This window comes from Nonomuraea sp. NPDC049309 (assembly GCF_043196965.1).
Lineage (GTDB): Bacteria > Actinomycetota > Actinomycetes > Streptosporangiales > Streptosporangiaceae > Nonomuraea > Nonomuraea fastidiosa.
Map to the genome: position 1 here is coordinate 3,060,876 of NZ_JBICSH010000001.1, position 25,817 is coordinate 3,086,692.

The 25,817-nt window shown below is 72.2% G+C and carries 19 protein-coding genes; 8 read left to right on the plus strand and 11 right to left on the minus strand.

The window, feature by feature from the left end; genetic code table 11:
* Positions 1-68 precede the first annotated feature (68 nt).
* Together ACGFIM_RS13515 and ACGFIM_RS13520 are read right to left on the minus strand one after the other, a co-directional pair.
* Positions 69-2,537, minus strand: coding sequence for a PASTA domain-containing protein (locus ACGFIM_RS13515; RefSeq protein WP_393199479.1), 2,469 nt, complete (start codon positions 2,535-2,537; stop codon positions 69-71).
* A gap of 106 nt (positions 2,538-2,643) precedes the next feature.
* Entirely contained in the window at positions 2,644-4,077 is a 1,434-nt protein-coding gene (locus ACGFIM_RS13520) for a serine/threonine-protein kinase (protein ID WP_393199482.1), read from the minus strand.
* 260 nt (positions 4,078-4,337) lie between these two features.
* On the opposite strand from ACGFIM_RS13520, the gene ACGFIM_RS13525 reads away from it, so the two are divergent.
* The 3 genes from ACGFIM_RS13525 to ACGFIM_RS13535 all read left to right on the plus strand — a co-directional run bounded on the left by ACGFIM_RS13525 (position 4,338) and on the right by ACGFIM_RS13535 (position 7,293).
* Positions 4,338-5,153 carry a HipA family kinase gene (locus tag ACGFIM_RS13525; RefSeq protein WP_393199485.1) on the plus strand — a complete coding sequence of 272 codons (816 nt, stop codon included), beginning with the start codon at positions 4,338-4,340 and terminating at the stop codon, positions 5,151-5,153.
* A complete protein-coding gene (locus ACGFIM_RS13530) occupies positions 5,150-5,527 on the plus strand; it encodes a DUF3037 domain-containing protein (RefSeq protein WP_393199488.1) in 378 nt (125 codons plus the stop codon). The genes ACGFIM_RS13525 and ACGFIM_RS13530 overlap by 4 nt, the downstream gene beginning before the upstream one ends.
* A gap of 62 nt (positions 5,528-5,589) precedes the next feature.
* Positions 5,590-7,293, plus strand: a complete 1,704-nt coding sequence (locus ACGFIM_RS13535; RefSeq protein ID WP_393199491.1) for a SpoIIE family protein phosphatase — start codon at positions 5,590-5,592, stop codon at positions 7,291-7,293.
* A gap of 38 nt (positions 7,294-7,331) precedes the next feature.
* Here the strand turns inward: ACGFIM_RS13535 and ACGFIM_RS13540 are convergent, their stop codons facing one another.
* The 4 genes from ACGFIM_RS13540 to dxr all read right to left on the minus strand — a co-directional run bounded on the left by ACGFIM_RS13540 (position 7,332) and on the right by dxr (position 12,867).
* Positions 7,332-8,174 carry a GNAT family N-acetyltransferase gene (locus ACGFIM_RS13540; RefSeq protein ID WP_393199751.1) on the minus strand — a complete coding sequence of 281 codons (843 nt, stop codon included), beginning with the start codon at positions 8,172-8,174 and terminating at the stop codon, positions 7,332-7,334.
* A 149-nt stretch (positions 8,175-8,323) separates the two neighbouring features.
* Positions 8,324-9,946, minus strand: a complete 1,623-nt coding sequence (locus ACGFIM_RS13545) for an alpha/beta hydrolase (RefSeq protein ID WP_393199494.1) — start codon at positions 9,944-9,946, stop codon at positions 8,324-8,326.
* A gap of 521 nt (positions 9,947-10,467) precedes the next feature.
* Entirely contained in the window at positions 10,468-11,637 is a 1,170-nt protein-coding gene (gene ispG / locus ACGFIM_RS13550) for a flavodoxin-dependent (E)-4-hydroxy-3-methylbut-2-enyl-diphosphate synthase (protein WP_393199497.1), read from the minus strand.
* Between the two features lie 39 nt (positions 11,638-11,676).
* Positions 11,677-12,867 (minus strand): 1-deoxy-D-xylulose-5-phosphate reductoisomerase, encoded by a 1,191-nt coding sequence (dxr, locus tag ACGFIM_RS13555; RefSeq protein WP_393199500.1) that lies wholly within the window; start codon positions 12,865-12,867, stop codon positions 11,677-11,679.
* A 197-nt stretch (positions 12,868-13,064) separates the two neighbouring features.
* Between dxr and ACGFIM_RS13560 the strand changes: the two genes are divergently transcribed.
* Entirely contained in the window at positions 13,065-14,180 is a 1,116-nt protein-coding gene (locus ACGFIM_RS13560) for a peptidase (protein ID WP_393199503.1), read from the plus strand.
* A 61-nt stretch (positions 14,181-14,241) separates the two neighbouring features.
* A complete protein-coding gene (locus tag ACGFIM_RS13565) occupies positions 14,242-15,513 on the plus strand; it encodes a trypsin-like serine peptidase (protein WP_393199506.1) in 1,272 nt (423 codons plus the stop codon).
* A gap of 139 nt (positions 15,514-15,652) precedes the next feature.
* Here the strand turns inward: ACGFIM_RS13565 and ACGFIM_RS13570 are convergent, their stop codons facing one another.
* Entirely contained in the window at positions 15,653-17,080 is a 1,428-nt protein-coding gene (locus tag ACGFIM_RS13570) for an aldehyde dehydrogenase family protein (protein ID WP_393199509.1), read from the minus strand.
* Between the two features lie 289 nt (positions 17,081-17,369).
* Here ACGFIM_RS13570 and ACGFIM_RS13575 point away from each other — a divergent pair, with 289 nt between their 5' ends.
* Entirely contained in the window at positions 17,370-17,996 is a 627-nt protein-coding gene (locus ACGFIM_RS13575) for a TetR/AcrR family transcriptional regulator (protein WP_393199512.1), read from the plus strand.
* Here the strand turns inward: ACGFIM_RS13575 and ACGFIM_RS13580 are convergent.
* On the minus strand, positions 17,962-19,602 hold the full coding sequence (locus tag ACGFIM_RS13580; protein WP_393199515.1) for a PucR family transcriptional regulator ligand-binding domain-containing protein: 1,641 nt from the start codon (positions 19,600-19,602) through the stop codon (positions 17,962-17,964). The two genes, ACGFIM_RS13575 and ACGFIM_RS13580, sit on opposite strands and share 35 nt — an antisense overlap.
* Before the next feature lie 91 nt (positions 19,603-19,693).
* On the opposite strand from ACGFIM_RS13580, the gene gabT reads away from it, so the two are divergent.
* Both gabT and ACGFIM_RS13590 read left to right on the plus strand, forming a co-directional pair.
* A complete protein-coding gene (gene gabT / locus ACGFIM_RS13585) occupies positions 19,694-21,022 on the plus strand; it encodes a 4-aminobutyrate--2-oxoglutarate transaminase (RefSeq protein ID WP_393199518.1) in 1,329 nt (442 codons plus the stop codon).
* A gap of 177 nt (positions 21,023-21,199) precedes the next feature.
* A complete protein-coding gene (locus ACGFIM_RS13590; protein WP_393199521.1) occupies positions 21,200-21,433 on the plus strand; it encodes a hypothetical protein in 234 nt (77 codons plus the stop codon).
* Positions 21,434-21,611: 178 nt separating this feature from the next.
* Here ACGFIM_RS13590 and ACGFIM_RS13595 read toward each other — a convergent pair whose 3' ends face one another.
* The 3 genes from ACGFIM_RS13595 to ACGFIM_RS13605 form a co-directional block, all read right to left on the minus strand.
* Positions 21,612-22,832: an extracellular solute-binding protein gene (locus ACGFIM_RS13595; protein WP_393199524.1), complete on the minus strand. Its 1,221-nt coding sequence runs from the start codon at positions 22,830-22,832 to the stop codon at positions 21,612-21,614.
* 87 nt (positions 22,833-22,919) lie between these two features.
* Entirely contained in the window at positions 22,920-24,437 is a 1,518-nt protein-coding gene (locus tag ACGFIM_RS13600) for a CoA-acylating methylmalonate-semialdehyde dehydrogenase (RefSeq protein WP_393199526.1), read from the minus strand.
* Positions 24,437-25,717 carry an aspartate aminotransferase family protein gene (locus ACGFIM_RS13605; protein WP_393199529.1) on the minus strand — a complete coding sequence of 427 codons (1,281 nt, stop codon included), beginning with the start codon at positions 25,715-25,717 and terminating at the stop codon, positions 24,437-24,439. Before ACGFIM_RS13605 ends, ACGFIM_RS13600 begins: the two co-directional genes overlap by 1 nt.
* Positions 25,718-25,817: the final 100 nt, after the last annotated feature.

Sequence of the window (25,817 nt, forward strand, 5' to 3'; positions counted from 1 at the left end):
CGCAGGGTGCCGACCCCGTGGAGGCCGCAAGGGGAGGCCGGAGTCAGCCGCTTTCAGGGAGGCCGGGGTCAGTCGTCTTCGGGGAGATCGGGTGGGGGCTGCTCGGCGGATTCGCCGGGGTCGGGGTCGGTTTGGGCGAGTTCGCCGATCGTGATGACGACCTGGCTGCCGGGCTTCGCGCACGTCTCCGGTGCGAGGCTCTGCGCCAGCACCACGCCGGCCCGGGCCTCGTCGTCCACCGGTTGTTCCCTCGTCACCACCGTGAAGCCCGCGGCATCCAGGGCGGCGCGGGCGGCGTCGCGGGGGCGGCCGACGACCGGCGGTACGGCGGCGCCGTGCCGGGAGATCGTGAGCGCCACGGCGGTACCTCCCTTGACGCGGCTGCCCGCCTTGGGGCTGGTGGTCAGGACCGTGCCTTCTGCCGCCTCCGAGCAGGCCCGGGTGACGGAGCCGGCCTTCAGGCCCGCGTCGATCAGGGCCGCTTCGGCGGCGGCGCGCCGCTTGCCCGCCAGCGACGGCACGGGCAGGCCCGCCGACACCCTCAACGACACCGTGCTGCCCCGGTCCACGACGGCGCCGGCGGCCGGGGTGCTGGAGAGCACCTGGCCGATCGCTTGGGGCGAGTCCTGCTTGGTGACGCGGCCCACGGCGAGGCCGGCGCTCTTGACGGCCTTCGCGGCGGCGGCCCGGCTCAGGCCGACCAGGTTCGGGACCGTCACGGTCGGCGTCCGTACCGCCGAGGGCTGGTCGTACGCGGGCCGCCGCGCCCCCTCGACCCGCTTCGTCTCCGTTTGCTTCGTCGTCGCGGACGTGGTGGTCGTCGGCGACTTGCGCTCGGGTGACGGCGTGGTGGGCGGTGGTGCGGCGAGCGGGCCTCCCGCCTGTGGGCCTGCCCGTCCTTCGGGGGTCCGGGTCAGCGCGGGGACGATCACGACGAGCAGCACGACGGCGGTCACCAGCAGCGCCGCGCACGCGGCCAGCGCCGCCCGCGACCAGCCCCGCCGGTCCGTACGCCTCGCACCGCCCGAACCCGCCCCAGCGGCCGAGGGTCCGCCGGCGGCCGGCGGGCCGTCTCCTGACGGTGGTCCTCCACTGTGTGCGATCGGTGGGCGGGCATGAGCCGGGCGGGGGTCGGAGGAGGTCCCGAAGTCGCGGTCACGCCCCGCGGCCCACGGATCGAACGCTCCAAAATCCGCAGGGGCGTCGGCATCTCCGCGGTCAGGCGTTCCGGGATCCGGCGGACGAACGGGGTACGGCCGGCGAACGACATCCGACGGACGGGCGACGTCCTGCGGGCGGGTGGCGGCCCACGGATCGGAGGTGCCGAACGTTCCGCGATGATCCGCCCGAGGATCGGGGCCGAGGCTCCCGGCACGCGGATCGGAGGTGCTGGAGGTTCCGGGGTGGTCGACCCAAGGGGCGGAAGAGCCCGAGGTTCCGAACCGGCCGGCGTGCGGGTCCACGGCTCCGGGAGGAGCAGGGTGATCGAGGGGCCGGCCGGTGGCGGGCGGCAGGTGGTAGGCGTCGGGGGCGCCGGTCGCCTCGGGTTCTGCAAGAGGCGAGGCCGGCACGCCAGGCGGTGCGCCCCACGGCGAGGTGGGCTCGCCAGGTGGCGAGGTGCCGGCGGGCTCGGGCTCCTCCCCCGCCGCACGCGGCTCAGGCACCAGGGGCTGGGCGGCGGGAGGTGTGCGGAGGATTCGCGGTGGGGGTGAGCGCAGCACCTCGGCCGGCACGTCGCTCGGCGCCTCCCCCAGTAACTCGAACAGCAGCTCCCGGCTGGTCGGCCGGTTGCGGGCGTCCTTCTCCAGGCAGGCGGCGACGAGGGTGCGCAGGCGACCGTCGAGCAGGCCGAGTTCGGGCGGCGCGGTGAGGATGCGGTGTAAGACGGGCGCGACGGAGTCCTGGCCGAAGGGCGCGGTGGCGTTGGCCGCGAAGCACATGGTGGCGCCCCAGGAGAAGACGTCGGCGGCGCCGGTGACGGCGGAGGCGGTGATCTGCTCGGGCGCCATGTACGCGGGCGTCCCGACCCCGCGCCCGCTGAGGGTGGCGGCGGCGTCGAGCAGCCTGGCCAGGCCGAAGTCGATGACGCGCGGCCCGTCGGGTCCGAGCAGCACGTTCTGGGGTTTGAAGTCGCGGTGGACGATGCCCGCGCGATGGATGGCGACGAGCGCGGTGGCGGTGCCGACGGCGAGGCGTTCGAGCGCGCCGCCGCTGCGAGGCCCGGTGAGCATGACCTCGCGGTGCAGGGAGTGCCCGTCGACGTACTCGCTGACGATGTACGCCCGCCCCTCGTCGAACCCGGCGTCGATCACCTGCGCGGTGCAGAACCTGGCCACCTGTTTGGCCAGCTCGACCTCCCGCAGGAACACCGCGCGTTCGTCGCCGACGGGTCCGTGCAGGAGCTTGACCGCGTACCTCTCCCCGCCCCTGGAACCGAGGAACACCGCCCCCTGGCCACCCTCGCCCAGCCGCCCGGTGAGCTCGTAGTCACCGAGTCTCCGAGGGTCCCCCGTTCTGAGCGGCTGCGCCGTTGGCACGGGGCCGCCTCCCCTCGCCGCCACCTTCTGCCTCCTACTGAAGGCAACGGGCCGCGAACAGTCAACGGTGCGCAGGGCAATCGCATCCGGACCGTGACACAGCCGGTCAGGAGGTACGCGCGACCCTGCCGGAATACGTCACTTCGTCCTTACCTGGGCGGCTGACCTTGATGTCCATCTGGTTCACATCGGAGGTGGGGAACATGCGGAGGGTGCCGGGGTAGCACTCGCGCCCGGTGACGTCGCGGAGCGTGAAGACCATGCCGCCGTCCTCGGGCACGAGCCGTCCCGTGCAGTGGAGGTCGGCTCCCCAGCGCATGCGTCCCGCGCCGTCGTGGTCGAGGACGAGTTCGACGGGGAAGACGCGTCCCGCGGTGAAGTGCTCGGCGGAGCCGGTCCAGTCGCCGGCCAGCCCCGGGCCTTGGGCGCCGCGCAGGTAGAGCAGGAGCCCGGTGACGCCCACGAGGACGCCGGCGATCACGACGGCCACCTGCCAGGGGCGCACGCGCCGCCGCCGGTCACCGGCGGCGGCCTCGGCCACCTGGCCCGGGGTGATGGCGGGGAAGCTGGTGGTGGGGTCGGGGTCGGTGATGACGCCGGGCTCGGCCTCGGACGCGCCGATGCCGACGACGGCGCCGGGGGCGCGGGTGACGGCGGTGGCGGGGCGTACCAGCGTGCCGAGCGCCTTGCCGCCCACGGCCGCCATGGCGCCGGTGGTGAGCACGTCCCCGCCGGCGACGGCCTCCTGCCCGAGCAGCAGGCGCAGCACCTCTTCGGCGTCGGGCCGGTCGGCCGGCTCGACGGCGAGGCAGGCTTCGACGATCTCGCGCAGCCGCCCGTCGAGGTCGCCGAGGTCGGGCTTGCCGTAGAGGACGCGGGCGAGGATCTCGTTGTGGGTCTCGGCGGTGTACGCGTGCCGCCCGTTGGCGGTGTAGGCGACGGTGAGCGCCCAGGCCCACATGTCGGCGGGCGGTCCTGCGGGTTCGCCCTTCATGCGCTCGGGGGCCATGTAGGCGGGCGTGCCCAGCGGCATGTGGCTGGTGGTGACGGCGGTGCCGACGAGCCGGGAGACGCCGAAGTCGATGACGCGCGGCCCGTCGATGCCGAGCAGCACGTTGCCCGGTTTGAAGTCGCGGTGCACGACGCCGGCGCGGTGGATGGCGCCGAGCGCGGTGGCGGTGCCGATGGCCAGGCGTTCGAGCGCGCCGCCGGTGCGCGGCCCCTCGGTTTCGACGTGCTCGCGCAGCGAGGGGCCTTCGACGTACTCGCTCACCAGGTACGGCCGGTCGCCTTCGAGGTCGGCGTCGAGGAGCTGGGCCGTGCAGAACGCGGCGACCCGGCGCACCGCCTCGATCTCGCTGAGGAAGCGGCGGCGGGCGTCCGGCGTGCCGGAGAGGCTGGCGTGCAGCAGCTTGATGGCGACCTGCTGACCGTGCGGGGATTCGCCGAGGTAGACCACACCTTGGCCACCCTGACCGAGCCTGCGTGTCAGCCGGTAGGACCCCAACTGCCGGGGATCGTCGGCACGTAGCTCGGACATATACCGCCATTATGCCTGGCCTCGGCGAACGCGCGGTCACAAGAAGCTACGGGAGCAGTGCGGCGTACCGGTCGAGAACGGACAGCACCTGGCCGGCGGAGCCGCTGGGCACCGCCGGCGGAGACGGGTGACACGGCTCGGCGACGGCTGGATCGCCGCCAAGGGCGTGACGGGCACGCCGGCCGCGCGGAAGAGCCGGGTGACGCGCTGGAGCCCGCGGGACGTGCTGAGCGGCGGTTCCAGGGCGATAGCCTCATCTCGTGCTGGAAAAGATCGCAGCCACCCGTTACGTCACCCCGCTGCGGGAGGGCGGGTCGCTGCCCGGCGTGGTCGAGGCCGACGACCTCGGCACGTACGTCGTCAAGTTCCGCGAGGCCGGTCAGGGCCGCCGGGTGCTGGTCGCCGAGATCATCGCCGCCGAGCTGGCCCGCCGTCTCGGCTTCAAGACCCCCGAGCTCAAGCTCATCGACCTCGACCCGCAGCTCGGCGTCAGGGAGCCGGACGAGGAGGTGCAGGACCTCCTCAAGGCCAGCGCCGGGCTCAACCTCGCGGTCGACTTCCTGCCGGGCGCCCTCGGGTTCGACCCGCTGGCCTGGGCGCCCGACCCGGTGTTCGCCGCCAAGGTGGTGTGGTTCGACGGCCTGATCCACAACGTCGACCGGAGCTGGCGCAACCCCAACCTGCTCGTCTGGCACCGCGACACGTGGCTGATCGACCACGGCGCCGCCCTGTGGTTCCACCACAACTGGCGCACCGCGGACCCGCAGCGGCCGTTCGACGCGGGCGACCACGTGCTCGCCCCCTTCGCCGGCGACGTGTCCGCGGCGGGCGCCGACCTGGCCGGCCGCATCGATCGCGAGCTGCTGGAGACCGTGACGGCCCTGGTGCCCGACGAGTGGCTGGCGGGCGAGCCGGGCTTCGGCTCCCCCGACGGCGTGCGCGCGGCGTACGTCGACCACCTCCTGCGGCGCGCGCACGGGCCGCGCGAGTGGCTGACGGCCGGCGAGCAGAAGGAGCGCAAGGCGGCGGGCCCCGGCTCCGTCGGCGCGTTCTGGCGGGAGGGCAGGACTCAGTGAGCAGAGACGTCTACGAGTACGCGGTGATCCGCGTGGTGCCGAAGGTCGAGCGGGGCGAGCTGATCAACGCAGGCGTGCTGCTCTACTGCCAGCCGCGCGGCTACCTGTGCGCCAAGGTCCAGCTCGACCCCGAGCGGCTGCGGGCGCTCGACCCCACCGTGGACGTGGAGGGGGTGCGGCGGGCGCTCGGCGCGTACGAGGCGGCCTGCGGCGAGCGGCCTGGACCGCTCGCGCGCGAGTCGCTCGGCGGCCGGTTCCGCTGGCTGACCGCGCCGCGCAGCACGATCGTCCAGGCGGGGCCCGTGCACGCGGGGCTCACCGCCGACCCCGACATCGAGCTGGCGCGGCTGTTCGACAAGCTCGTACGCGTATAGCGGGACCTGCGGTGATATAGACCCCTCCTGGGTAGGTTCCTCCTCATGAGAGGAGATCGCCCATGAGCGTCCCGCCTCAGCAGGCCGCGCGCCTTCTCACCGTCGAGGGCGGGCATCTGCTGCGGCTGCGCGACCTCGACAAGGCGGGCGCGTACGTGGTGGACGACCGCGGCGTCATCGTCGAGGTGAACCCCACCGCCGAGCGCCTGCTCCGGCGGCACGCCGCCGACCTGCTCGGCCGCGACGCCCACGACGCGCTCCACCGCGGCAGGCGGGGCGAGGCGCTGTCGCACAGCCAGTGCGCGCTGCGCCACTCCCTGATCACCGGCGGCACCGCATCCGGCGACGAGGCGTTCCTGGAGTGCGGCGACGGCGCGGTGATCCGTACCCGCTGGCTCATCACGCCGTGCCGGATAGACGACTCCACCACGGGCGCACTGGTGATCTTCCACGCGATGAACGGAGGCGCGGAGAGCGCCGCCGAGCCGCCCGGCCCGAGCGCGTCGCTGTCCGACCTCGAACGCCTGGCGCTGCTCGCCGAGACCACCGCGACGCTCACCTCCAGCCTCGACGTCCAGGCCACGCTGGGCCACCTGATACGCCTGGTGCTGCCGCTGCTGGCCGACTGGGTGGTGGTCGACCTGGTCACCGAGGAGGGCACGATCTCCCGGTCCGTCGTCGCCCACTACGAGAACGGCGTCCTCGCTCACCGCGGCGACCTGGAGCGGCAGCTCCCCGCCGTCAGCCCCGAGTCGGCCATGCCGTTGTCGCGGGCGCTGCGCGGCGTCACCGCCACGCTCATCGGCCCGCAGACCTACCGGCACCCGCCCGACACCGAGATCGCCGCCGCCCAGCAGGAGCTGCTGGCGGCCACCGGCATCACGTCCGCGTGCATCGCCCCGATCCGCGGCATCCGGGAGGTGATCGGCGCGCTCACCCTCGGGCGTTCCGAGCGGCCCGAGCCGTACACCGCCGGAGACCTGCTGCTGTCCGAGGACATCGCCCGCCGCGCCGGGCTGGCGCTGGACAACGCCCGCCTGTTCGAGCGGCAGCGCCGCGTCGCCGAGACCATGCAGCGCCACCTGCTGCCCCGGCTGCCGAAGCTGCCCAACCTGCAGATGAGGGCCTGCTACGTGCCCGCACCCAACGCCTCCTACGTCGGCGGCGACTGGTACGACGCGTTCGTGCAGGCCGACGGCTCGGTGGGCCTGGTGATCGGCGACGTGGTGGGCCACGACCTCGACGCCGCCGCCGGCATGGCGCAGGTGTGCAATATGCTGCGCGCGTACGCGGGGGAGCCGGGCATCGCGCCCAGCATCGTCGTGGACCGGCTCGACCAGGCCGTGGCGCGCATGGCCGACACCACGATGGCGACCGTCGTCTTCGCCCGCGCCGAGCAGATCGACGGCGGCTGGCGGCTGCGCTGGACCAACGCCGGGCATCCGCCGCCGCTGCTCATCGAGCACGACGGCACGGCCCGCTTCCTGGAGGAGGGCGCCGGCCTGATGCTCGGCACCGGCATCTACTCGGTGCGCGAGGACGCCGTCTGCGACCTGCCGCCGGGATCGAGCGTGCTGTTCTACACCGACGGGCTCATCGAATCGCCCGCGCACAGCCTCGACGACGGCCTGGAACGGCTGCGGCGCGAGGCGCCCACGCTCGCCGCAACCCCGCTCGACGACTACTGCGACCGGCTGCTCAGCAAGGTCCGCCCGGCCGACAACGACGACGACGTCGCCCTGCTCGCCCTGTGGGCGCCCGGCTAGAGCCCCGCCCCGCCCGCCGGAACCCTCCGCGGGATCCGTCAGAAAAGCACGGACATGAACGTGCCCACCTCGCGGAAGCCCACCTTGCGGTAGACCGCGCGCGCCGGGTGGTTGTAGTCGTTGACGTACAGGGTGACCACGGGGGCGAAGCAGTTCATCGCCGCCTCGACCACGGCCGCCATCCCGCCCACCGCGTACCCCCTGCCGCGCAGCTCGGGCGCCACCCAGACCCCCTGGATCTGGCAGGCCTGCGGCGTGACCGCGCCGATCTCCGCCTTGAACACCACCCGGCCGTCCTCGATCCGCGCGTACGAGCGGCCGATCCTGATCAGCTCGGCCACCCGCGTACGGTAGAGCGCGCCGCCGTCACCGAGGTTCGGCGAGACCCCGACCTCCTCGGTGAACATCGCCACGCAGGCGGGCAGCAGGATGTCGAACTCCTCGGGACGCACCCGGCGTACGAGCGGGTCGGCCGGCACCGGCGGCTTGCTGGAGGTCGCCATGACCGGCTGCGCCCAGCGGATCGCCCGCGCCCGCCCCCAGTGCGGCTCAAGCCGCTCCCACAGCAGGCTGACCGCGTCGACCGGGCCCACGATGGACGAGCACCGGCGGCCCTGCTTGCGGGCGCGGTCGGCGAACGCCTGCACGGCTTCAGGACCGGCGTTGACCGGCACCATGTTGGCCCCGGCGTAGCAGAGCGACACGAGGTTGCCGCGCGTGCCATAGCCCCACATCTGCCCGCCCAGCCTCGCCGGGTTGAGGCCGACGGCCCGCACCCGCGAGGAGACGAAGACGTTGGCGACCGGATCGGCGTCGAGCAGGGCGAGAACCTCGTCCCGGTCGTTGTCGTCGAGCACGCGCGACGCCGATGTACGCAGCATCACAATGGTCAGACTACGCGAAGGGTTACCGAATGGCTCATCCGGAAATGCCCACGGTAACCCATTCTTGACGTCCGACCTCTGCGCGGGCTACACGATCGCCTGCGGGCGCCCTTGGAACGATCTCACCGGGCGCCCCGCAGCGGGCCTTATCGGCCGCCCTTCAGCAGGTCCAGCACACCGAGCAGGCCCAGCAGATCGGGAGCCCGGGAGCGGCCGGCCGCCTGCGGCACCACCGCGCTCGGCTCCGGCGCCGCCGCGCAGGACGAGCCGCCCCTCGGCAGCGTCCCGTCTCGCAGGTACGCCACCAGATGCCGGTCCATGCAGGCGTTGCCCGCGAGCGTCACCCCGTGGTTGCCGCCCTGGTCCACCACGAGCCGGGCGCGCGGGAAGCGCTGGGCCATCTCCCGCGCCCCGCGGTACGGCGTCGCCGCGTCGTCCTTGGACTGCAGGATCAGGAACGGCGGCAGCTTCGGCGAGTCCTTGACCTGCACCGGCGTGCCGCCCCGCACCGGCCAGAACGCGCAGGGAGCGTTGTACCAGGCGTTGGGCCAGGTCAGGAACGGCGCCTTGCGGTGCATCCTGGTCATGTCGGCCCGCCACTTCTCCCACTTGCGCGGCCAGCGCGCGTCGCTGCACTCCACGCCCAGGTAGACGGCGTAGCCGTTCTCGGCGGCCGCGTCGTTCTTGCCGTGCCGGGTGTAGATGTCGGTCAGACCCGAGGCGTCGCCGTCGCGCACGTACGACGACCACGCCTGCGCGAACGCCGGCCACACCCTGTCCGTGTACCCCGCCAGCGCGAACGTGTCGTCCAGCTCGCTCGGGCCCACCACGCCGCCGGCCGGGTGCGAGCGCAGCCGGTCGCGCATCGCGTAGAAGGCGAACGACGTCTGCTTCACCGTCGAGCCCAGCTTGTAGACGTCGTTGTGCCGGGCCGTCCAGGCCAGGAACTGGCGGTGACGGCGCTCGAAGGAGCGGTTCTGCCTGAGGTTGAGCTCGTACCAGCTGCCGCTCGGATCGACCGTGCTGTCCATGACCAGGCGCTTGATCCGGCCGGGGAACAGCGTGGCGTAGACGGCGCCGAGGTAGGTGCCGTACGAGTAGCCGAGGTAGCTGATCTTCTCCTCGCCGAGCGCGGCGCGGATGCGGTCCATGTCCCTGGCGGAGTTCTCCGTCGTCAGGTGCGGCAGCAGCCACGACCACCGGTCGCCGCACGCCTCCGCGTACTTGGCGGCGCGGTCCCGCAGCGCCTTCTCGTGCGCCCTGTTGCGGGGGATCTGGTCGAGCCTCGGCGCCTTGTAGAACGTCTCGGCGTCTATGCAGTGGATCGCGGGCTCGCTGCCGCCGACGCCGCGCGGGTCGAAGCCGACGATGTCGTACCGCTCGGCCACGTCGGCGGGCAGGGACGAGGCAACGTACTCCGTCAGGTTCCTGCCAGGGGAGCCCGGCCCGCCCGGGTTGACCAAGAGCGTACCGAGATGCCTGCTGCCCCTGGGCACCTTGGCCTTGATCCGGTTGAGCGCCAGTTTGATCGTCTGAGCCTTCGGCCTTCTGTAGTCGAGCGGCACCTGCACGGTCGCACACTCCAGCTCCGCCGACGCCGACTTACCCGGCACCTTGGGGCAGGCCGCCCACGTCACGGCCGCCGCCGCTGCCTGCCGCGCTGCCGCCGACGCCTCCGGTCCGGCCACCGCCGCCGCGGTCCCGTTCGCACTCCCGACCCCGGCCACGAGCATCGCCACTCCGGCGACGACCCCCACTACCCGTTTCACCCGGTCCCCTTCCTGTTCATAGGCCCTGCGATGCTCCCCTGAGTCACCGGGCGATCACGAAGCGTATGGGGAAAAGCTTGCCAACGCCTAGCAGCAAGATTGCCGGGCCGCGGGAACCTGCCGAGTCCACCAGCCGTCCGGCCCGCGGGCTCGGCCCGGCCCGCCACCGTCCGGGCTTCGGCAAGCCGCCGGGAGCCGGGTCACGGAGACACGAAAAGACGTGCCCGCCGTCGAGCGGGCACGTCTCAGATGGTGCTCGGCCGGCTGAGGCTCCGGGGTTCCGCAGCGCTCAGCCGCCTACGAGGGCCGTGGCGTGCGACCTTCGGAAAGGCGCGTGGCGCTCAGCCCGCGACGCAAGCCCACCGGACCGGAGGTGGCCGGCCGGGCAACCGGGAAAGGCCGGAGGTGAGCCCACCGAAGCCGTAGGACCGGAGCCGAACCCACCGTGACCGCAGGACCGGTGACCGGCCCACCCGAACCGCACGGCCGGGGCCGGCCCGCCGTGGCGGTGGAAACGGTGGTCAGCCCACCGTTACCGTGGGGCCGGTCGCGGTGTCGTCGTCGAGGTCGATCTCGACGCCCATCTCCTCGGCGAGCCGCATGGCCTCCTCGATGAGCGTCTCGACGATCTGCGACTCCGGCACGGTCTTGATGACCTCGCCCTTGACGAAGATCTGGCCCTTGCCGTTGCCGGAGGCGACGCCCAGGTCGGCCTCGCGGGCCTCGCCGGGCCCGTTGACGACGCAGCCCATGACGGCCACCCGCAGCGGCACCTTCATGCCCTCGAGACCGGCCTGGACCTGCTCGGCGAGGGTGTAGACGTCCACCTGCGCCCGCCCGCACGACGGGCAGGACACGATCTCCAAGCCGCGCTCGCGCAGCCCCAGAGACTCGAGGATCTGGGTGCCGACCTTGACCTCCTCGACCGGAGGCGCGGACAGCGAGACCCTGATGGTGTCGCCGATGCCCTCGGCGAGCAGCGCGCCGAAGGCGACGGCGGACTTGATCGTGCCCTGGAAGGCGGGCCCCGCCTCGGTGACGCCGAGGTGGAGCGGGTAGTCGCACTTGGCGGCGAGCAGCCGGTACGCGTTGATCATCACGACCGGGTCGTTGTGCTTGACCGAGATCTTGATGTCGCGGAAGCCGTGCTCCTCGAACAGCGAGCACTCCCACAACGCCGACTCGACCAGCGCCTCGGGCGTCGCCTTGCCGTACTTCTGCAGCAGGCGGGGGTCGAGGGAGCCGGCGTTGACGCCGATGCGGATGGGCACGCCGGCGTCGGAGGCGGCGCGGGCGATCTCGCCCACCTTGTCGTCGAACTTCTTGATGTTGCCGGGGTTGACGCGGACGGCCGCGCATCCGGCGTCGATGGCGGCGAAGACGTACTTCGGCTGGAAGTGGATGTCGGCGATCACCGGGATCTGCGACTTCTTGGCGATCAGCGGCAGCGCGTCGGCGTCGTCCTGGGACGGCACGGCCACGCGGACGATCTGGCAGCCCGAAGCGGTGAGCTCGGCGATCTGCTGGAGTGTGGCGTTGACGTCGGCGGTCACCGTCGTCGTCATCGACTGCACCGAGACGGGGGCGTCGCCGCCGACGGGCACGTTGCCGACCATGACTTGGCGGGAGCGGCGGCGTTCGGCGAGCGGCTTGGGGCGGACCGTCGGGATGCCGAGAGCTACAGAAGACATTTCAACCCTTACTGTGACGACGCTTTCCAGTTTAGGTAGCTAGCGGGACTGCCCGGCCGTGAGCTCGGCCGCACGGGCCCGCGCCCAGGCGTCGGCCGCGAGCACCTCCTCGACGGAGCCGGCCGGGGTGACCTGGTGTTCTTCGACGACCTTGGCCACGGTGTCGACGATGCCGAGGAACGGCAGATCGCCGCGCAGGAACGCGTCGAGGCACACTTCGTTGGCGGCGTTGTAGACGGCGGGCGCGGTGCCGCCCTCGCCGCCGACGTGGCGGGCCAGCGCGACGGCGGGGAAGGCGTCGTCGTCGAGCGGCTCGAACGTCCACGTGTGGGCCGTGGACCAGTCGATCGGCTGAGCGGCGCCGGGGACGCGGCGGGGGTGGCCGAGCGCGAGCGCGATCGGCAGCCGCATGTCGGGCGGGCTGGCCTGGGCGATGGTGGAGCCGTCGACGTATTCGACCATGGAGTGGATGATCGACTGCGGGTGGACCACGACCTCGATGCGGTCGAAGGGCAGATCGAACAGCAGATGGGCCTCGATGACCTCCAGGCCCTTGTTGACGAGCGTGGCGGAGTTGATCGTGATGTACGGGCCCATCGACCAGGTGGGATGGGCCAGCGCCATCTCCGGCGTGACGCCGGCCATCTCCTCGCGCTTCATGCCGCGGAACGGCCCGCCGCTCGCGGTGATCACGAGCTGCTTGACGCGCGAGGGGTCGTAGCCTTCGGGACCCGACGCCCACAGGCACTGCTGGAGCGCGGAGTGCTCGGAGTCGACGGGCAGGATCTGACCCGGCGCGGCCAGCCGCTTGACCAGCGGCCCGCCGATGATCAGCGACTCCTTGTTGGCCAGCGCGAGCAGGCGGCCCGCCTTGAGGGCGACCAGCGTGGACGACAGGCCGAGCGCGCCGGTGATGCCGTTGAGCACCATGTCGCACTCCCAGCCGGCCACCTCGGCCACCCCGTCGGGGCCGCCGAGCACGACCGGCTTGACGCCGTGGGCGTCGAGCGCCTCCCGCAGCGCGGGCACGGCCGCCGCGTCGGCCACCGCCACCGCCTCGACCCCGAACTCGGCCGCCTGTCTGGCCAGTAGCTCGACCCTCCCTCCCCCGGCCGCGAGCGCCGCGACGCGGAAGCCGTCGGAGTTGGCGGCGATGACGTCGAGGGCCTGCGTGCCGATCGAACCTGTGGAACCGAGGAGGACGACGGAGCGGAGGGTCTTCTCATGCACAGACCCATTCTCCCCGCTACGCCGGGCGCTCAGGCACGCCGAGGCGGCCGGGTCGAAATTCTTCGCCTTATGTGACACGAGATAACCCAGTCCATTTATGCCGGGATTTCGTCATATCGGAATGAGCGAATCTTGAGAAATCCCGATATTGGTCTCGCTACGTTCCCTCCCCGTAGTCCGCTTTAGGGAGGTACGTAATGCACCGCAGAATCGCCCTGCTCTCCGCCGCCGCGCTCACCGGCACCTTGCTGGCCGGTGCGCTACCCGCGGGAGCGGCACAGGCGTCCGGCCCCGAGGGCGGCCCGGGCGCCCGCGGCGCGTCCCCCGGCGAGCCGGCCGGAGCGTCCGGGACCGCACGGCACCAGGGCCTGAGGACGTCCACGACCCCGGCGAAGACCCCTCAGCAGGGTCAGCCGAAGCCCGCCCAGCACGCCGCCGCCGACTCCGCATCCGAACGGCGGCAGGTGATGACGTATTGGACGGAGCAGCGCATGGAGTCCGCCAAGCCGCTCGACGCCCCCGGCCCCAAGGCGGCGCCCGGCGCGGCCGAACCTCGCCAGGGCCGGGCTTGGACCGCTCCACCCACCCGCGGCACGGCGGGCACCGGCACCAGCACGCAGGCCGCGAACAGTCCCGGCGCGGCGTGGACCAAGGGCGGCGCGATCGCGCGCACCACCGGGCGGATCTTCTTCACCACCCAGGGCCGCAACGCCTCCTGCTCCGGCACGGCGGTGACCAGCGCCAACAAGAGCGTGGTGCTCACCGCGGGCCACTGCGTGAAGATGAACGGAACGTTCCACACGAACTGGGTCTTCGTCCCCGGCTACGACAACGGCAACCGCCCCTTCGGCACCTGGCCGGCCACCCGGCTGCTCACCACCCAGCAGTGGAGCAGCCGCGAGGACATCAACTTCGACGTGGCCGCCGCCGTGGTCGCGCCGGTCAACGGCAAGACGCTGGTGGACACCGTCGGCGGCCAGGGCGTGGCCTTCAACCAGCCGCGCGACCGGCAGATGTACGCCTTCGGCTACCCGGCGGCGGCGCCGTACGACGGCTCGAAGCTCGTCTACTGCAGCGGGCGGACGTTCGACGACGTCCTGGCCAGCGAGGACCTCGGGCTGACGTGCAACATGACCGGCGGCTCCAGCGGCGGCCCCTGGCTGCTGAATTTCAACGAATCCACGGGGCTCGGCACGCAGAATTCCGTCAACAGCTTCACCTACAATTTCGCCCCCAACTGGATGTTCGGCCCTTATTTCGGGAGCGAAGCCCAGGCCGTCTACCAAGCGGCGCAATCCACCAACGCAGCCTGATCAATTCACCGAAAGCAGTCACAAGAACACATCTCGTGGTGCACACTCATGGGGCATGACCATGAGCACCCCCCTGCTTGCGGCGGCCCCGCTCCTGGCGGGGCTGATCGGCCCCGCCCTCGTCGGTGCGGCACCCGCCCGCCAGCAGGCCGACGCCCCGGCCGGGGTCCCGGCCGTCGCTCCCGCGCGCCTTGCGGAGCGCACTGACATCGTCGAGGACATCGTCGAGCACGTGGCCGCCAGGACGGCCACCGACCAGCGGCGCGTGCTCGCGTACTGGACTCCCGAACGCATGGCCAGGGCGTTGCCGATCGACCTGCTCGGCCTCGTCGAGCGCGGCCTGAAGAGCGGCGGTCTCCTCAGAAACGGCGGCCTGCTGGGCAGTGACCTCCCAGGCGGCCTGCTCGGCGGGGACCTCCCGGGCGGCCTGACGCGCGGTCTCACGCAAGGTCTCACGGGCGGCGCGCCGGGACACCTGGCCGGCGGCGCTTCCGGACAGCCCGCGAGCGGTGCTCCGAGACGGCTCGCGAGCGGCGATGCGGCCACGCCGGCCGGCGGCGCCGGCCTGCCGGGCCCGCGTGAGCTCATGGCCGCCGCCCGCCCCCTGGCCGAGCCGGCGGCGGGCAGGCCCGCCAGGCCGGCCGCCACCACGTCCGGCTCCCGCTGGATCACCGGCGGCCAGGTGGCGCGGACCACGGGGCGGGTGTTCCTGACCGTCGCGGGCGTCGACTTCGTCTGCTCGGCGAGCACGGTCAAGAGCGCCAACAGGGACGTCGTGATCACCGCCGGCCACTGCGTCAAGGACGGCACCGGCGAGTGGGCGGCGAACTGGACGTTCGTCCCCGCGTACGGCACGGCGGGCCCGCGCCCGTACGGCCAGTACACCGCCCGCCGCATGTTCGTCGCCGGCCCGTGGTCGCGCAGCGCCGACGACAACTACGACGTCGGCATGGTCGCCCTGGCCACCTCGAAGGGCCGGCACGTGACCGACGTGGTGGGCGGTCAGGACATCGCGTTCAACACCCCGAGGGGCGGCCAGGCGTTCGGCTTCGGCTACCCGGCCGACCCGCCGTACGACGGCTCGCACCTCGTCTACTGCGCGGGCCGGCTCAGGAAGGACCCGCACGGCCAGACCCGCGACCAGGGTCTCGGCTGTGACATGACGGCAGGGGCGAGCGGCGGCCCGTGGCTGACGTCGTTCGACGCGGCGACGGGCAAGGGCACGATCATGTCGCTGAGCAGCTTCAAGTACAGCGACGACCGGCGTACGATGTACGGCCCGTACTTCGGCGACACGATCAAGGCGCTCTTCCGCACGGCGGAGCGCGCCTGACAGGACGGGCCGCTGCTCTCATGGACGGGCCCCACGGACGGGCCCAATAGACGGGCCCCACAGACGGGCCCAGTAGACGGGCCCAGTAGACGGGCGGGGTGGCGGGCGCGCTGCGTCACCCCGCCGCACCTCTCAGGCGTCAGAGCGTCAGCCCGGTCAGGACCATGACCTTCTCGTACGTCAGGTCCTCCATGGCCGAGTGCAGCCCCTCGCGGCCGACGCCGGACTGCTTGACCCCGCCGTACGGCATCTGGTCGGCCCGGTACGACGGCACGTCACCGATGATCACGCCGCCCACCTCGAGCTCCCGGTTGGCTCGGAAGGCGGCGTCGAGCGAGCGGGTGAACACGCCGGCCTGCAGACCGTACTTGGAGTCGTTGACCATCGCGTACGCCTCGTCGATGGAGGCGGCCCGCTGCAGGATCATGACGGGCCCGAAGACCTCCTCGCAGGCGACCTTGGCCTCACGCGGCACGCCGGCCAGCACGGTCGGCTCGATGGTGGCGCGCTCCCTGCCGCCGCCCGCGAGCAGGGTGGCGCCGGCGTCGACGGCCTCGCGGATCCACTGCTCGACCCGCTCGGCGGCGGCCTCGGAGACCAGCGGCCCGACCTGGGTCTTCTCGTCGGTGGGGTCGCCGGTGACGAGGGCGCCGACGGCGGGCAGCAGCCGCTCGACGAACGCGTCGTAGACCGGCTCCTCGACGATCACCCGCTGGACGGCGATGCAGCTCTGCCCGGCCTGGTAGTTGGAGTAGAGCGCGATGCGCTGCGCGGCCCAGTCGAGGTCGGCGTCGGCCAGCACGACGGCGGCGGCGTTGCCGCCGAGCTCCAGCGTCACGTGCTTGCGCGGCACCTGGTCGGCGATGGCGTAGCCGACGGGGGCGGAGCCGGTGAACGACACGACGGGCAGCCGGGGGTCGGTCACGAGGGCGGAGGCGCGCTCGTTCTCGATGGGCAGCACCGAGAACATGCCGGCGGGCAGGTCGGTCTCGGCCAGGATCTCGCCGAGCAGCAGCGAGGAGAGCGGGGTGGCCGGGGCGGGCTTGACGACGACGGGCGCGCCGACGGCGATGGCGGGGGCGACCTTGTGCGCGACGAGGTTCAGCGGGAAGTTGAACGGGGTGATCGCCAGCACGGGGCCCTTGGGCACGCGGGTGACGTAGGCGAGGCGCCCGGTGGCGGCGGGTTCGGTGTCGAGCCGCTGCACGCCGCCGGACCAGCGGCGGGCCTCCTCGGCGGCGAAGCGGAACGTGGCGATGGCGCGGCTCACCTCGCCGCGCGCCCACATGATGGGCTTGCCGTTCTCGGCGGTGATGAGGTGGGCGATCTCGTCGGCGCGCTCGGCGATGCGGCGCGAGACGTGGGCCAGTGCCTCGGCGCGCACGTGCACGGGCAGCGCGGCGGCCTCTTTCGCGACCGCGTGCGCGGCCGCGACGGCCTCCTCCACCTGGGCGTCGGTCGGCACGGAGTGCCGACCGACCTCGCGGCCGTCGTGGGGGTTGGTGACAGTGAGCTCGGTCTCCCCGGTCGCGGCGCGGCCGGCCAGCCAGAAGGTACGCACGTCCATACCTCGACGTTATGCCACGGCCGCACGGGGGATTTACACCACGATGCACAAGACTCACACGAGGGCTCACCGTTAAGTACAAGCCCCGTTGTATACCCATGATGTAACAGAAGTAGACCCAATTCGGGATGTTTACCATGCGGAGGGGTTTGAGGAATCTCCGCCATGGCTAAGTCATCGGGTGCGGGTCTCCAGCGCGGTGGGCCCCCGATCAGAAAGGCGTGGGCCCCGTGACCGAACGACGTGAGGTCACAAGGACGCATAGCTCCTTGGCCATAAAGGAGGTCTCATGACCTCGGCGCCTCTCGGACTGCAGGGTGCGTACTCCCAGGGTGAGCGCGCCAGCCATGACGAACTTCGCTCCCGCCTGCTCGACGTGGCGGTGAACCTGCTGCAGACCGACGGGCCCGACAGCCTGACGATGCGCAGGATCGCCGCCGAGGCCGGTTGCACGACGACCGTCATCTACACGATGTTCGGCAACCGTGAGGGGCTGGCGGAGGCGCTCTATCTGGAGGGGTTCGAGCGGTTCCGCCGCTATCTGGAGGCGGTGCCGCCGCGGCGCAATCCGTACGAGCACCTGACGGCGCTCAGCCCGGCCTACCGGCAGGCGTGCCTGTCCGAGCCCGGCTACTACAGCCTGATGTTCGAGCGGGCGATCCCCGGTTTCGAACCCAGCGAGCGCGCGCGGACGCTGGCCCGTGCCGCGCTCAACATCCTCGACCGGGTCATCGCCGACTGCATCTCGGCCGGCTACCTGGTGCCGACGCAGCCCCGCAAGATCGCCGACGCGCTGTGGTCGGCCGCCCAGGGCGCGATCAGCCTGGAGCGGGCCGGGCACCTGCGCGACGGCCGCACCTACGAAGCGGTGACGAACGCGGTCATCTGCTGCTACCAGGTCGAGAAGCCGGAGTAGCCCGCCGCTTGGCCCTGGGACGGCCCGCCGCCTCCAGGGCCAGCCACAGCTCCGCGCGCACGCCGGGGTCGTCGAGGTCGCGGCCGAGCAGCTCGGCGACGCGCCTCATGCGGTAGCGCAGGGTGTGGCGGTGGACGCCGAGCCGCTGCGCCGCCGCGTCCCAGTGGCCGTTGCTCTCCAGGTACGCCCGCAGCGACTCCACCAGGTCGGCCCGCGACCCGTAGGCGTTGAGCGGCGCCAGCACCGCCGTGGAGAACGCGTGGGCGGCGGCCGGGTCGAGCAGCGCGAGCAGCCCCTGCCCCGCCAGCTCGCCGAACCTGACGACCGGCCCGCGCCGCGTGTCGCCGGCCGCCTCCAGGGCCCGCCTGGCCTGGTCGAGCGCGTCGCGCAGCGAGTCGTAGCCGGTGGGCAGGCTCACGCCGACCGGCGCCCCCGCACGCAGCGCCACCTCCTCGGCGTCCTGCTCGGGGACGAGCGCCACGACGTCGGGCACGCCGGTCAGCGCGGCGAAGGCGACGGGCTCCAGCGCGTCCAGCGCCTCGGGTCCCGCCGCGAGCGCCACCACGGGCGCGCCGGGCAGCCGTCCGCCCAGCCGGCCGAGCACCGCCCTGGCCCGCTCCTCCTCCCCCGCGAGCAGCAGTTCGAGCACGGCGGCGCGCAGGCTGCGCTCGGCGGCGCGCTGGGCCCTGCCCTGCTCCATGGAGAGCGTGAGCAGCGAGCCCGCCGCGTTGATCACGGTGTGGGTGACGGGCGAGAAGGCGTGCCCGGCGCCGACGGCGAAGAACCCGCGCGGCCTGCCACCGCCGCCCAGCGGCTGCACGACGATGTGCTCGCCGGGCGCGGACAGCGCGAGACTGGCCGGCATCGGCGCCTCCCCGGCGGGCTTGCGCATCTCAGGCCGGGCGTCGGGCCGTCCCGTACCACCGGCGGGCCCGCGCGAGTCGGGCCGGGTCTCACCGGCGCGGCCGGGATGGGCGCCGGAGCCGGCCCCCGGCGGTGGAGACGGCTCGAAGGGACGGCCGCGACGCCGGGACAGCTCGGCCGCGACCGCCTCGGTACGCGCACCGGGCGTGGCGTGGCGGACCTCGCCGGACTCGTCGAGCAGCGCGGCCCACCCGCCGACCTCCTTGGCCAGCCGGTCGATGACGGCCACCATGCCCTCCTGGCGCAGCGCCGCCCGCGTCAGGCGGCCCTGGGCGGCGAAGGCGCGGCTGATCTCCTCGTACTGCTCGGCCGCGAGCAGCTCGCTGACCGCCTTGCCGATGGCGATGAACGGCATCTCGCGCGGCACTTCGAGCAGCGGCAGCCCGGCCTCCTCCGCGGCCTCGATCAGCCCCGGCGGCGTCTCCTCGTGCGAGACCCCGACGCCGAACCCGAGCCCGGAGACCCCGCGCCTGACCAGCCGGGCGACGTAGCCGGACAGGTCGCCGTCCATCCGCAGGCCGGTGGTGAGCAGCAGCTCGCCGCCCTCCAGGTAGGGCGTGGGGTCGGACAGCTCGCTGACGGCGACCCAGCGCACGGGCGCGTCGAGCACGCCGGGCCGCGCGGTGCCGGCCAGCGGCTTGAGGTGCATGCGACGCATGACGGTCTGCAGCGTAGGCGGCATGCGAAATTGTCCATTTCGGCTAAGACGACCACTCCCAGTGTGACATACCGACGTATCGGCGCAGGTGGGAAGCGACCGTAGCGTCAGGGGCATGAGCATTCCCCAGGAGCGGCGCGTCGTGACCGCCATCCCAGGTCCCAAGTCGCAGGAGTTGCTGGCTCGCAAGCAGGCCGCCGTCCCGTCCGGCGTCGGCACCACGCTGCCGGTGTTCGTGACCCGCGCGGGCGGTGGCGTGCTGCAGGACGCCGACGGGAACTCGCTGATCGACTTCGGCTCCGGCATCGCCGTGACGAACGTGGGCAACTCCGCGCCCAGGGTCGTCGAGCGGGTGCGCAAGCAGGTGGCCGACTTCACCCACACCTGCTTCATGGTCACCCCGTACGAGTCGTACGTGCGGGTGTGCGAGAAGCTCAACGAGCTGACCCCGGGAGAGCATGAGAAGCGCACGTTCCTGGTGAACTCGGGCGCCGAGGCCGTGGAGAACGCGGTCAAGATCGCCCGCCATGCCACGGGCCGGCCCGCCGTCGTGGTGTTCGACCACGGCTACCACGGCCGCACGCTGCTGACGATGACACTGACGGCCAAGAACATGCCGTACAAGCAGGGCTTCGGGCCGTTCGCGCCGGAGGTCTACCGGGTGCCGCTCGCCTACCCGTACCGGTGGCCGACGGGCCCGGAGAACTGCGCGGAGGAGGCGGCCGCGCAGGCCATCGACGCGATCACCAAGCAGATCGGCGCCCACAACGTGGCCGCGGTGGTGATCGAGCCGATCGCCGGCGAGGGCGGCTTCATCGTGCCGGCCAGGGGCTTCCTGCCGCGCATCGCGGAGTTCTGCCGGGAGAACGGCATCGTGTTCGTGGCCGACGAGGTGCAGACCGGCTTCGCGCGTACGGGGACGCTCTTCGCCTGCGAGGACGAGGGCATCGTCCCCGACGTCATCGCCACGGCCAAGGGCATCGCGGGCGGCCTGCCGCTGGCGGCGGTGACCGGCCGCGCGGAGATCATGGACAAGGTGCACCCGGGCGGGCTCGGCGGCACGTACGGCGGCAACCCGCTGGCCTGCGAGGCCGCGCTGGGCGTGCTGGAGACGATCGAGGCCCAGGACCTGGTGGCCAAGGCCCGGCGGATCGGCGAGATCATGCTGCCCCGCCTGGAGGCGCTCAAGGAGCGCTTCGACGTCATCGGCGACGTGCGGGGCCGGGGCGCGATGATCGCCATCGAGCTGGTCGAGCCGGGCACCAAGGAGCCGAACCCGGCGGCCGTCGCGGAGGTCGTCAAGCGCTGCCACGCCGACGGCCTGCTGGTGCTGACCGCCGGCACGTACGGCAACGTGCTGCGCTTCCTGCCGCCGCTGGTCATCCCCGAGCATCTGCTCGAGGAGGGTCTTGGCATCCTGGAGAAGGCGATCGCCGACCTCTAGACGAAACCCAACGAAACGGGCATCCAGCTTGCGGCTGGATGCCCGTTTTTGTGGTGTAAACGGCGTCGTACGGGTAGAGAATTCACCCTGACTTGACGCTCTGCAGGACGCTCACGGCCTCAGTCAGGGTTATAACGGTTCCGACATGCGGAGAGTCCCATGGCTGGTGGGAGCGTGATGAACTGGGGTTCGACCAGAGCGACGCAGGACGTGCTGACCTTCGATCCCGAGGGCCTGACCTGGGCTCAGCGCGACGGCGACGCCTGCGTCGTCTGCCACAAGAGATGGCCGCGCCCGCGGGTGCGGGTGGGCCGCCTGCCCAACGACGCGCCCGTCCTCGCGTGCGCCGACTGCGCCGAGGCCCTCGTGCCCGCGCCCATGGCCACCGTCGTGGCCTTCCCGTCCCGCTGACGCACGCGCCCTCGCCCGCCTGCGCGGCGAAGACGCCCCGAGGACAGCGAAGCCCCGAGCGGGCCCCTGAGCGAAACTCTGTGCGGCACTCTGCGCGGAACTCTGCGCGGGCCGCGCCCGGATGCGAACAGGGCGAGCCCGCGGCGCCCTCCGGTGAGGGCGGCGCTCACCGACCGGCCTACTTCATGAGCTCCTGCCACCGCTTGGCCCAGGTGGCGTAGTCCGTGCACTCCCCGTCGCCCGCGCGGCAATCACCGGGCGGGCGCACCGCGAACCTCACGCGATCGAGCCGCTTGTCATCGCCCATCCCGTACGTCCTGCACATGGCCCTGGCCCGCCCCTTGCACGCCTTCTCACTGGCGGGCGCCATGCCCGTCCAGGCGGCGGCGTCGCGCTGGGCATCGGCCGCGGTCACCCAGTTGAGCCACCGGTAGGCGCAGGTGGTGTCGGGAATGGTCGAGGTGAGCAGCCACGAGTCGAGCCACCCGGTCGTCGCCCGCGTCTTGATGGTCTCGACGGGCACCCCCGCCTTCTGCAGCAGCGTCCGGTAGTACGGCGTGACCTGGGCGTAGTCGAGCGCCCCCGTGGCGAACCCCTTGATCAGGTCGATCGGGTTGCGCCAGTAGGTGCGGTCCTTGTTGCGGTCGAGCAGCGCCATCGCCTTGTCCAGGTCGGCCTCGCTCAGCTCGTACGGGTCCTTCGCCCCCTCGGCCAGCGCGGCGGCGGCGATCGTCAGCGGGCTGTCCCTGAGCGCCGACCGCGTCGAGGAGAACACGTCGTCGAGCCCTCCCCCGGCGCGGCGGTCGCGGACGAACTCGTCGTACGCCCAGAGGTACGGCACCCCGTAGACCTTGCCCGAGACGGTGGTCATGTCGCGGAACCGCTTGTCCAGGTCGTTGTAGCCGCTCACCTTGGCCGGGTCGATGGGCCGCGCCTGCCCGCGCCGGATCAGGTCGGCGGCCAGCGCGGGACCGGCCGTGACGAGGTCGTAGGGCCGGTCGCCGACCCGGGCGGCCAGCTCTTCCGCGGTCTGCGCGATGTCGAGCCTGGCGATGCGGCAGCCGGTCTCCCGCTCGAACGAGCCCACCCAGTTGACCCGGGAGCTGACGCCGCCGTACTCGGCGTAGCCGCGGTAGGTGAGGATCTGCAGCGTCCCGTCGAGCTGGGTGGCGCTCGGCGTGGGCGTGGGGGTGGCGCTGCTCTTGGCGGTGGGGGTCGGCTTGGGCCGTACGGCCTGCCGCTCGGAGTCCGTGCTCGCCGCGCCGGCGGTATTCGCCGTGCCGGTCTTGCCGGCCGTGTTCGCCGTGCCGGCCGTGACGCCTGTGGAGGCCGCCGCACCCACGCCCGCGACCAGCGCCGTCACGGCGAGCGCCAGGGCATAAGTACGACGACCGTTCACTCTGCGTCCCCCCTTGTCCGTCGTGCTGGAGCTTACCGGGGAGGCGGGCGGGAGGAGGCGCCGTTCCTCCCGCCCGCCGGGCGCCGCTTACCCGTTCGTGGGGAAGCCCAGGTTCACACCGCCGTGCGAGGGGTCGAGCCAGCGGGAGGTGACGACCTTGCCGCGGGTGTAGAAGTGCACGCCCTCGGTGCCGTGCACGTGGGTGTCGCCGAACAGCGAGGCCTTCCAGCCGCCGAAGCTGTAGAAGGCCATGGGCACCGGGATCGGCACGTTGATGCCGATCATGCCGACCTCGACCTCGTTCTGGAAGCGCCTGGCCGCGCCGCCGTCGTTGGTGAAGATGGCGGTGCCGTTGCCGTACTGGCCGTTGTTGATGACCTCCAGGCCCTCCTCGTAGGAGGAGACGCGCACGATCGACAGCACCGGGCCGAAGATCTCTTCGGTGTGGACGCGCGAGCCGACGGGCACGTGGTCGAGCACGGTCGGCCCGAGCCAGAAGCCGGGCGTCTCGGCCGCCTTGCCACCGCCGAGCACGGGCGTCTCGCGGCCGTCCACGACCAGCTTGGCGCCCTCCTGGACGCCGAGGTCGAGGTAGGAGGCCACCTTGTCGCGGTGCGGCCCGGTGACCAGCGGCCCCATGTCGGACTTGGGGTCGTCGCCGGGGCCGACCACGAGCTTGCCCACGCGTTCGACGATCTTCTCCACCAGCGCGTCGCCGACCGGCTCGACGGCCAGCACCACGGAGATGGCCATGCAGCGCTCCCCTGCCGAGCCGAACCCGGCCGAGACCGCCGAGTCGGCCACCAGGTCGAGGTCGGCGTCCGGCAGCACCAGCATGTGGTTCTTGGCGCCGCCGAGCGCCTGCACGCGCTTGCCGTGCGCGGTGCCGGTCTCGTAGACGTACTTGGCGATGGGGGTGGAGCCGACGAACGACACCGCGCGCACGTCGGGGTGTTCGAGCAGCCGGTCCACGCTCACCTTGTCGCCCTGCACGACGTTGAACACGCCGTCGGGCAGGCCGGCCTCCTGCCACAGCCGCGCCATGAGCAGCGAGGCCGAAGGGTCGCGCTCCGACGGCTTGAGCACGAAGGTGTTGCCGCAGGCGATCGCGATGGGGAACATCCACATCGGCACCATGGCGGGGAAGTTGAACGGCGTGATGCCGGCGACCACGCCGAGCGGCTGGCGGATCGAGTAGGAGTCGACCCGGGTCGAGACGCCCTCGGAGAAGCCGCCCTTGAGCAGGTGCGGGATGCCGCAGGCGAACTCCACGACCTCCAGGCCGCGGGCCACCTCGCCGAGCGCGTCGGAGTGCACCTTGCCGTGTTCGGAGGAGATGAGGGCGGCGAGCTCGTCGCGGTGCGCGTCCATCAGCTCGCGGAAGCGGAACAGCACCTGCGTGCGCTTGGTGAGCGAGGTGTCCCGCCAGGCGGGGTAGGCCGCCGCGGCGGCGGCGACCGCGGCGTCCACGTCGGCGGCGGAGGCCAGCGCGACGTGACCGCTCACCTCGCCGGTGGCGGGGTTGAAGATCTCGCCGGTACGCCCGGAGCCGCCCTCGACGAGGGTCCCGCCGATCCAGTGCTTGACGTGCTTGGTCTCGGCCATCACTGGTCCTTCGCCTCCGCGTCGATGGTCTCCAGGGCGGTGACGATGATGCCCAGGCCCTCGGTGGCCTCGTCCACGGTGAGGGTGAGGGGCGGCGCCATGCGGATGGCGGTGCCGTACAGGCCGCCCTTGCCGGCCAGCAGGCCCGCCTGCTTGGTCAGCTCCATGAAGCGGCTCGCCTGCTCCGGGCTCTGCAGCTCGACGGCGAACATCAGCCCCTTGCCGCGCACCTCCTTGACCACGGTCAGGCGCTCGGCGGCGGCCTTCAGGCCGCTCATGATGATCTCCCCGGTGCGCGCCGCGTTGGCCTGCAGGTCGTGGTCGAGCACATAGTCGAGGGTGGCGTTGGCGGCGGCCATGGCGATGGGGTTGCCGCCGAAGGTGGACAGGCCCACCGCGTGGGGGGCGTCCATGAGGTCGCCGCGCGCCACGACGCCGCCCACCGCGAAGCCGTTGCCGAGCCCCTTGGCGAACGTCATCATGTCGGGCGTCACGCCGTGGTTGCCGATGCCCCAGAACGAGCTGCCGGTCCGGCCCCAGCCGGTCTGCACCTCGTCGGAGATGAACAGGATGCCCTGCTCGTCCAGCACCTCCTTGTAGGCGGCGAACAGCCCGTCGGGGGCCATCGTGAAGCCGCCGACGCCCTGGATCGGCTCGGCGATGAGCGCGGCCACGTCGTTGGAGACGGAGGTGGCGAGGACGTGGCGCAGGTCGTCGACGCACGCCTTGATGTAGTCGGCGTCCGACAGGCCCCTGAACTGGGCCAGGTGCCTGTCGGTGCCGTGCAGGAAGTGCACGTTGAGCGGGGAGAGCGAGTTGTTCTTCCACGACCGGTTGGAGGTCACGCTGATCGCGCCGAAGCTGCGCCCGTGGTAGCTCTGCCGCATGGCGAGCACCTGGTCGCTCTTGCGCGCGTACGTGGCGAGCAGCAGCGCGGTCTCGTTGGCCTCGGTGCCGGAGTTGGTGAAGAACACCTTGGCGTCGGGGATGCCGGACAGTCTCGCGATCTTCTCGGCCAGCTCGATCTGCCCGCGCAGCAGGTAGACCGTGCTGGTGTGGACGACCCCGGTGGCGAGCTGGCGTTCGACGGCCTCGCGTACCTCGGGGACGTCGTAGCCGATCATGTTGGTCAGGATGCCGGCGAAGAAGTCGAGGTAGCTCTTACCGTCCGCGTCGGTGACGCGGTTGCCCTTGCCGCTGACGATCTCGATGGGCTCGTTGTAGTTGAGTGCCAGCCACTTGGGCATGACTGCCCGATGGCGCGCGAGTAGGTCCGACATGTTGTCGAGTATCCCTTTCCGTTCCGGTGCCCTCCTACGTGCAACGTGTCGCCTTGCCGAGAAAATGCCTTACACGATGGAAAGTCTCCGCCGTTGCCCT

Excerpts from the sequence above, each read along its gene's own strand:
- ACGFIM_RS13520 (WP_393199482.1), bottom strand. The coding sequence starts at position 4,077 with ATGTCCGAGCTACGTGCCGACGATCCCCGGCAGTTGGGGTCCTACCGG.
- ACGFIM_RS13535 (WP_393199491.1), top strand. The coding sequence starts at position 5,590 with ATGAGCGTCCCGCCTCAGCAGGCCGCGCGCCTTCTCACCGTCGAGGGC.
- ACGFIM_RS13540 (WP_393199751.1), bottom strand. The coding sequence starts at position 8,174 with ATGCTGCGTACATCGGCGTCGCGCGTGCTCGACGACAACGACCGGGAC.
- ispG (WP_393199497.1), bottom strand. The coding sequence starts at position 11,637 with ATGTCTTCTGTAGCTCTCGGCATCCCGACGGTCCGCCCCAAGCCGCTC.
- ACGFIM_RS13560 (WP_393199503.1), top strand. The coding sequence starts at position 13,065 with ATGCACCGCAGAATCGCCCTGCTCTCCGCCGCCGCGCTCACCGGCACC.
- ACGFIM_RS13565 (WP_393199506.1), top strand. The coding sequence starts at position 14,242 with ATGAGCACCCCCCTGCTTGCGGCGGCCCCGCTCCTGGCGGGGCTGATC.
- ACGFIM_RS13570 (WP_393199509.1), bottom strand. The coding sequence starts at position 17,080 with ATGGACGTGCGTACCTTCTGGCTGGCCGGCCGCGCCGCGACCGGGGAG.
- ACGFIM_RS13575 (WP_393199512.1), top strand. The coding sequence starts at position 17,370 with ATGACCTCGGCGCCTCTCGGACTGCAGGGTGCGTACTCCCAGGGTGAG.
- ACGFIM_RS13580 (WP_393199515.1), bottom strand. The coding sequence starts at position 19,602 with ATGCCGCCTACGCTGCAGACCGTCATGCGTCGCATGCACCTCAAGCCG.
- gabT (WP_393199518.1), top strand. The coding sequence starts at position 19,694 with ATGAGCATTCCCCAGGAGCGGCGCGTCGTGACCGCCATCCCAGGTCCC.
- ACGFIM_RS13590 (WP_393199521.1), top strand. The coding sequence starts at position 21,200 with ATGAACTGGGGTTCGACCAGAGCGACGCAGGACGTGCTGACCTTCGAT.
- ACGFIM_RS13600 (WP_393199526.1), bottom strand. The coding sequence starts at position 24,437 with ATGGCCGAGACCAAGCACGTCAAGCACTGGATCGGCGGGACCCTCGTC.
- ACGFIM_RS13605 (WP_393199529.1), bottom strand. The coding sequence starts at position 25,717 with ATGTCGGACCTACTCGCGCGCCATCGGGCAGTCATGCCCAAGTGGCTG.